Source organism: Pseudolysinimonas sp., assembly GCF_031389465.1.
Lineage (GTDB): Bacteria > Actinomycetota > Actinomycetes > Actinomycetales > Microbacteriaceae > Pseudolysinimonas_A.
Window position 1 is genome coordinate 1 of record NZ_JANMSQ010000142.1, and the last position, 6,857, is coordinate 6,857.

Sequence of the window (6,857 nt, forward strand, 5' to 3'; positions counted from 1 at the left end):
GCAACACGGTGAAGCCCGTCAGCTGCTCGATCTTCTCGGCGAAGTCGGCGATCGAGGCGCCGCGGCGCATCCGGATGATGGTCGTGCCATCACCACGGGGAACGCTCACGCCACCGATCGTCGGGGCCTCCCGCATTTCGAATTCGGCGCGCTTCGTGCGACGCGACTTGCGGGCTTTGCTCTTGCCACCACCGCGACCGAAGGCACCAGCCGTGCCGCCGCCAGGGCCGCGACCGCGACCGCCACCGCCACCGCCACCGGGACGACCGGCGTATCCGCCGCCCCCAGCGGGGGAACCGGGGGCGCCGCCACCGGGACGCTGGAATCCGCCACCGGCACCGCCGGGACGACCGGGGCCGCCGGGGCGCTGCTGGAAGGGCGCTCCCGGGCGTCCGGGGGCACCGGCACGCTGGCCGGGGACACCGGGACGCGGGGCACCCGTGCTCGGGGCCATCGGACGGGGTCCGCCAGCACCGCCGGGGCGCGGCATGCCGTGGCTACCCGCGAACGGGTTATTGCCGGGGCGGGGAGTTCCGGGGCGGGCCATGCCTTGGCTCGACGCGTACGGGTTGTTGCCGGGACGGGGAGTTCCGGGGCGCGGGATGCCGGCCGGACGGTCGCCGTCGGCGACGGGTGTCGCAGGAGCTGCGGCTTCGGGAGCGGCAGGGGCTGCGGGCTCAGCCGGAGCGGCAGCGGCCGGAGCCGAGGGGGCTTCGGCGGCGGGCGCGGGCGCCTCGGACGGTGCCGCGGCGGGCTTCGGGGCCGGCTTCGGCGCGGTCGGCGTCTGTGCAGCCGGAGCAGGCGCCGACGTGGCCGGGGCCTTGTGTCCGTCCGCTTCGAGGGCCGACTTCAGCCGCCGGGCGACCGGCGGCGCGATGCTGCTTGATGCGCTCTTGACGAACTCGCCCATGTCTTTGAGCTTGTCGAGCGCGATCTTCGAGTCGATGCCGAGTTCGGCGGCGACTTCGTGAACTCGTGGGTTGGCCACAATTCTCCTGTCTGGGGTCCGGCCCCAGGCAGGGTCGGACGTCAAAGGGTGAGGAAACTCATTTCGAGTCGCTCATTAGTTGTCCATGTGCCGATCAGTCCATTTCTGAAGGTCTGACATGTCTGGGAGGGATTCCGTGGTGATCGCGGTACGGAGCGCACGCCCGAAGGCTTTGCGCTTCACCGCGGCGTCGATGCATCCAGGGTCTGGATGCACCCACGCCCCCCTGCCCGGAAGTCGAGCCGCGGCATCCACCGTTGCTCGTCCGTCGCGCGCGACGATCCGCAGAAGAGAGGATCGGGGAGCGCGCTGCCGGCACCCCAGGCAGGTTCGAACGGCTTCCATCCTACCCCGTCCGCCCGTTTGGCGTTCTCAGGACTCCATGACGGAGTCGGGCTGGATGTCGATGCGGGCTCCGGTGAGCTTCGCGGCGAGGCGGGCGTTCTGCCCTTCCTTGCCGATCGCGAGCGAGAGCTGGTAGTCGGGCACGAGGGCGCGCACGGCCTTCAGCGACTCGTCGACGACGAACGCACTCGAGACTTTCGCCGGGCTGAGAGCGTTCGCGACGAAGGTCGCGAGGTCATCGGACCAGTCGACGATGTCGATCTTCTCGTTGTTGAGTTCGGCCGTGACGGCCCGCACCCGCGAGCCGAGCTCCCCGATGCAGGCACCCTTTGCGTTGATGCCCGGCTCGGTCGCGCGCACCGCGATCTTGGTGCGGTGACCGGCTTCGCGGGCGAGGCTGGCGATCTCGACGATCCCGGAGGCGATTTCGGGCACCTCGAGCGCGAACAACCGACGCACGAGCCCCGGATGCGTGCGGCTCACCGTGATCGACGGACCCTTGAGCCCCTTCGAGACGCTCGTCACGTAAACGCGGATGCGGGAGCCGTGCGCGTACTCCTCGCCCGGTACCTGTTCCTCGGGCGGCAGGATCGCCTCGACGGCGCCGAGATCGACGTGGATCATCCGCGGATTCGGACCCTGTTGGATGACGCCCGCCACGATGTCGCCTTCGCGGCCACGAAATTCGCCGAGCACCTTGTCGTCGCCGATGTCGCGCAGTCGCTGGTTGATGACCTGCTTGGCCGCGAACGCCGCGATACGCCCGAAGTCGTCGGGGCTGTCGACCGCCTCGCCGACGACCTCACCCTCGTCGTCGAGTTCGGGAACGAACACCGTCACGTGACCGGTCCTGCGGTCGAGTTCGGCACGCGCCCCGGAGTCGGGCGTGCGATCGGTGTGCTTGAGGTACGCGATGAGGATCGCCTGCTCGATGATCGTCACGAGCTCCTCGAACGGGATCTCGCGCTCGCGCTCCATCATCCGGAGCACGGTGAGGTCGATGTCCATCGCAAGGCCTCCGCTATTCAGTTCACGTGTCGGCACCCCCTGGAGCCGGGTGCATCGGTCGAGCTTAGCCGAGCGTGCCCGCGACGACAGACCCGACGATTCGTGCGAGCTGGCGGCCACCCCTCCCCAGGCCCGCCAATCCGCACGAAACCCACGGGTTCGCGCTCGCGGCGCGCCCGACGCGAAGGCGGCGCGAAGAGTCGGGGGATGCCCACACCCCTTCCTCCCGAGTTGCGCGGGTCGGCGATCCGCACCTCGACAGCCAGCGACCACGCGCTCACCCGCTGGCGACTGCGCGCCAAGGACATCGATCATCCCTATCGCGGGGTCTCGGCAGTCGGCCTCGATCTCGCCGCGATGCGTGACCTCGCCGCGGCCTTCCTCCCGGTCATGGAGCATGGTCAGACCTTCAGCCACACGACGGCCCTCGCGTTGCACGGGGCGCCGCTGCCGACACTCCCCTGCGATCTGCACGTCTCCGTTGCCTTCCCACGTACGCCTCCTCGTCGGCCCGGAGTCCGCGGCCACTCGCTCACGGACGCGCCAGCCATGTTCCTCGACGGAATGCCGGTCGCCCCGGCCGTCGTCGCCTGGGCGCAGTCCGCTTCTCTGCTCGCCCGCGAGGATCTCGTCGCTGTCGGCGATCACATCGTTCTCGATGCGCGTCGAGAACCGCTCGGCTCTCTCGATCAGCTCCAGCAGATCGCCGAGGCGTGGCGGGGGCGACACGGTTCGGCGCGACTCGCGTGGGCGGCTCCGCGGGTGCGCGTCGGAGTCCGCTCTCGACCGGAGACCCATCTCAGATTGCTGCTCGTGCGGTCCGGTCTGCCTGAGCCGTGTGTCGCGTACCCGGTCACCGTCGCGGGCGGGATCGTGCTCCATCCGGATATTGCCTACCCGGACCAACGACTGGCGCTCGAGTACGAGGGAGACGGCCATCGCAGTCGTGCGGAGTGGGAGCGGGACATCGAACGACGCGAGTTGCTCGCCGATGTCAACTGGCGCACGATTCGTGTGACTTCGATGCATCTCCGCGACCCTCTCGCTCTCGTCGCGCGCGTGCAGCGGCATCTCGCTCGTTGAACTGCCAACGATTCGTGCCGACTGGCGGGATTCCCCGTTCGAGCCGCCAGACCGCACGAATCTGTGGGTTTTCGCGGCGCGATCCGTTAGCCGAGTGCTTCGACGACCGTAGCGACGGGGACCTCGCTGCGGTCGCCCGAGCGGCGGTCCCACAGTTCGACGATTCCGTCGGCAGCTCCGCGCCCGACGATGACGATTTTCGGCACCCCGAGCAGTTCGGCGTCGTTGAACTTAACGCCGGGTCCGAGCTTGGGCCGGTCGTCGTAGAGCACGTCCTTTCCGGCCGCTTCGAGTTCGGCGACGAGCTTCTCGGCGAGGTCGAACGCCGCCTCCTCGCGGCCTGCAGCGATGACGTGCACATCGAACGGGGCAATCTCGTCGGGCCAGAGCAGACCCTTGTCGTCGGCGGTCGTCTCGGCGATGGCGGCGAGGATGCGGGTGACGCCGATTCCGTAGGAACCCATCGTGACGGTGACGAGTTTGCCGTTTTCGTCGAGCACCTTGAGGTCGAGTGCTTCGGCGTACTTGCGGCCGAGCTGGAAGACGTGGCCGATCTCCATGCCGCGAGCGAGTTCCACGGGGCCTGAGCCGTCGGGAGCGGGGTCACCGGCGCGGACGGCCGCCACCTCGATCCAGCCGTCCCCGAAGAAGTCACGTCCGGCAACGAGCCCGAAGACATGCTTCTCGTCTTCGTTGGCGCCGGTGATCCAGTCGGTGCCGTCGACCACCCGAGGGTCGAGCAGAAACCGGATGCCGGTTGCCGACTCTTCGCCGAGGAACGGGCCGAGGGCCGACCACGGGCCGAGGTAGCCCTTCACGATGAGGGGGTTCTTCTCGAAGTCGGCGTCGGTTGCGGCTTCGACCTCCGAGGGGGCGAAGGCGACCTCGGCCCGCTTCATGTCGACATCCCGATCGCCGGGCAGGCCGACGACGACGACCTCGCGCGTGCCATCGAGATGGGTGAGCGCGAGCACGACGTTCTTGAGTGTGTCGGCGGCTGTCCAGGCGTCGCCCGGCTTCGGGTACTCGGCGTTGGCGAGGTCGACGAGAGTCTGGATCGTCGGGGTGCCGGGTGACGGCAGCACCTTCGCCTCCGGGAGGGTGGCGACGTCGACATCCATCACGGGCGGAAGAGTGGTGAACGCTTCGACGTTCGCGGCGTATCCCCCGGCAGAACGCACGAAGGTGTCTTCGCCGATCGGGGTGGGGTGCAGGAACTCCTCGGAGCGTGACCCGCCCATCGCCCCGGCGTCGGCCTGCACGATGACGTATTCGAGCCCGAAACGCGTGAAGATGCGTTCGTAGGCGTCGCGCTGCGCCTGGTACGAGGCGTCGAGGCCGACATCGGTGTAGTCGAACGAGTACGCGTCCTTCATTGAGAACTCGCGCCCGCGCAGGAGCCCGGCCCGGGGGCGGGCCTCATCCCGGTACTTGTCCTGGATCTGGTAGATCGACAGCGGCAGGTCTTTGTACGACGAGTAGAGGTCTTTCACGAGCAGCGTGAAGACCTCTTCGTGGGTCGGCGCGAGCAGATAGTCGGCGCCCTTGCGATCCTTCAAGCGGAAGATGCCGTCGCCATACTCCTCCCAGCGGCCTGTCGCCTCATATGGTTCGCGCGGAAGGAGCGCAGGGAACAGCACCTCTTGCGCACCGGCGGCCGCCATCTCGTCGCGGATGACTGCCTCGACCTTGCGCCGCACCTTGAGTCCGAGCGGCAGCCAGGAGAAAATCCCGGGCGCCTGACGACGGATATATCCGGCGCGCACGAGCAGCCGATGGCTCGACACCTCGGCGTCGGACGGGTCTTCGCGCAGGGTGCGGACGAAGAGCTGGGAGAGGCGCGTTGACACGCCCTCCACCTTAGTTCTCACCGGAATAGCCGAGTTCTCGCGGGCCGACGACTCAGCACACGTCGGCTAGCGCAGAGCCGCGGCGAACGCGTTCATGCTGACCCGCTCCCCCGGACCCCGCGAGGTGGAGGGGCTGGCGGCGCGGCCACCACGCCCAGAGCACGAGCAACGCGACGACGACCGTCGCAATCCCGAGCCCGATCGGGGACTGCAGGGTCGCCAGCACAGAACCCCCGAACGGGATGCCGGCGAGCACCAGACCCACGCGCTGCACCCGATACGGCTGCGGGTCGACGGTGTCATTCGCATCCCCGCGCAGCACCAGTTCGACGCCACTCGGCCGAATCTCGGTGCTCACGACGCGGTGGGTAATCGGGACGGCGCCGTCCCGGCTGACGTTGACGACCTCACCCGCAACGACCGTGCGGGCGTCGACATCGCGCACGACGAGGAGCGAGTCGGCGGGATAAGCGGGAGTCATCGAGCCGGTTGCGAGTCGCACGACTCCGAGGCCGAAGCCGAACACGCCGACGAGGACCGCGACGACGATCGCCGCGATTCCGCAGACCGCGAAGCCCTCGACCCGGCTCACCATCGCTCCGATTAGGTCGAGATCGCGTCGAAGAACCAGGTGACGTCAGCCGTCTCACCCATCAAGGCGTTGCTCGCGCCCGAAGGCAGTTCGACCCGGAAGCACACCGTTTGCGGGGTGCCCGGCAACCCCGCTGCACTCGCGGCGAGCGCAAACGTCGTCGCACCCGATCCTTCGGCGAGCTCACTGCCATTCGGGACGAGCGCGCTGCCGGTGCCCGCGAACGCCGCCGCCGTGCAGGTGGTGGCGTCGGGATGCAGCCGCGCGCCGTAGCGCAGGGCATCGCCGAGCGGGCTGTCGCCGAGGGTGTAGTCGGATACCAGGGTGACGTTGCCGCCGAGCGAATCGGCGGCGGTACGCAGAGACACCCAGCCGTAGGCGACATCTCCTGGGCTGAGCGCCACCGCAATGTCATCGAAGTCGATGACCCCCGCAACGTCTACGGTCTTTCGATCGAACCAAGCACCCGCTTCGGATGCGACCGACTGCTCGATCTCGAACTCGAACTCGGACTCGAAAGCCAGCACGCCCGGGGCGCCATCGACGCCGGCCGTGACCCACCCTTCGTCGAGCCAGGCGGCGAGCGACGTCACGGTGGCGCCGGTCAACAAAACAGCTCCCGCCGCGGCAACTGCCATGACCTTGCGGTGACGTGCGACGGCACGACGCGTTGTGAGCTCAGTCATGACCTGATCCCCCTCGGTCGGTTCACCCCTCCGTCACGGCACCGGGTGGTGAGTCCGGTGGTTGTCGCCGTGGGGCGAAGCAACGGCGTCGCTGCCGTCTTGCCGACCAGGTTAGGCGCCGATCACCCGCGGGTCACCCCCCACAGGGAGTGCCCCCCGGTTCGAGTGCCTATCGGCTGAGGGAAGTCGAAGTCAGACGGTGACGACCTCGGGCGAGCCGAGGGCATCCGCCGGCATGGCCGCCGCGAGGCGCTGCGCCTCCTCGATCAGAGTGGCGACGATCTCGGATTCCGGAACGGTCTTGA

At 68.7% G+C, this 6,857-nt stretch carries 7 protein-coding genes; 1 reads left to right on the forward strand and 6 read right to left on the reverse strand.

The window, feature by feature from the left end; translation table 11 throughout:
• From RMO30_RS05520 to nusA, 3 genes are all read right to left on the reverse strand, one after another.
• Positions 1–988: translation initiation factor IF-2 N-terminal domain-containing protein (locus RMO30_RS05520; RefSeq protein WP_309710532.1), on the reverse strand; the 988-nt coding region annotated here is incomplete at its 3' end.
• Between the two features lie 75 nt (positions 989–1,063).
• A complete protein-coding gene (locus RMO30_RS05525; RefSeq protein ID WP_309710535.1) occupies positions 1,064–1,333 on the reverse strand; it encodes a YlxR family protein in 270 nt (89 codons plus the stop codon).
• A 27-nt stretch (positions 1,334–1,360) separates the two neighbouring features.
• The gene (gene nusA, locus RMO30_RS05530) at positions 1,361–2,341 is read right to left on the reverse strand and encodes a transcription termination factor NusA (RefSeq protein ID WP_309710537.1); all 981 of its coding nucleotides are present in this window, start codon (positions 2,339–2,341) and stop codon (positions 1,361–1,363) included.
• Between the two features lie 207 nt (positions 2,342–2,548).
• On the opposite strand from nusA, the gene RMO30_RS05535 reads away from it, so the two are divergent.
• On the forward strand, positions 2,549–3,424 hold the full coding sequence (locus RMO30_RS05535; RefSeq protein WP_309710540.1) for a hypothetical protein: 876 nt from the start codon (positions 2,549–2,551) through the stop codon (positions 3,422–3,424).
• Between the two features lie 86 nt (positions 3,425–3,510).
• Here the strand turns inward: RMO30_RS05535 and RMO30_RS05540 are convergent, their stop codons facing one another.
• The 3 genes from RMO30_RS05540 to RMO30_RS05550 are packed head-to-tail and all read right to left on the reverse strand — an operon-like array spanning position 3,511 to position 6,552.
• Positions 3,511–5,274: a proline--tRNA ligase gene (locus tag RMO30_RS05540; protein ID WP_309710542.1), complete on the reverse strand. Its 1,764-nt coding sequence runs from the start codon at positions 5,272–5,274 to the stop codon at positions 3,511–3,513.
• A gap of 52 nt (positions 5,275–5,326) precedes the next feature.
• Complete coding sequence (locus RMO30_RS05545; RefSeq protein ID WP_309710545.1) at positions 5,327–5,866, reverse strand: signal peptidase I; 540 nt, start codon at positions 5,864–5,866, stop codon at positions 5,327–5,329.
• Positions 5,867–5,877: 11 nt separating this feature from the next.
• Entirely contained in the window at positions 5,878–6,552 is a 675-nt protein-coding gene (locus RMO30_RS05550) for a hypothetical protein (protein WP_309710547.1), read from the reverse strand.
• Between the last annotated feature and the right edge of the window lie 305 nt (positions 6,553–6,857).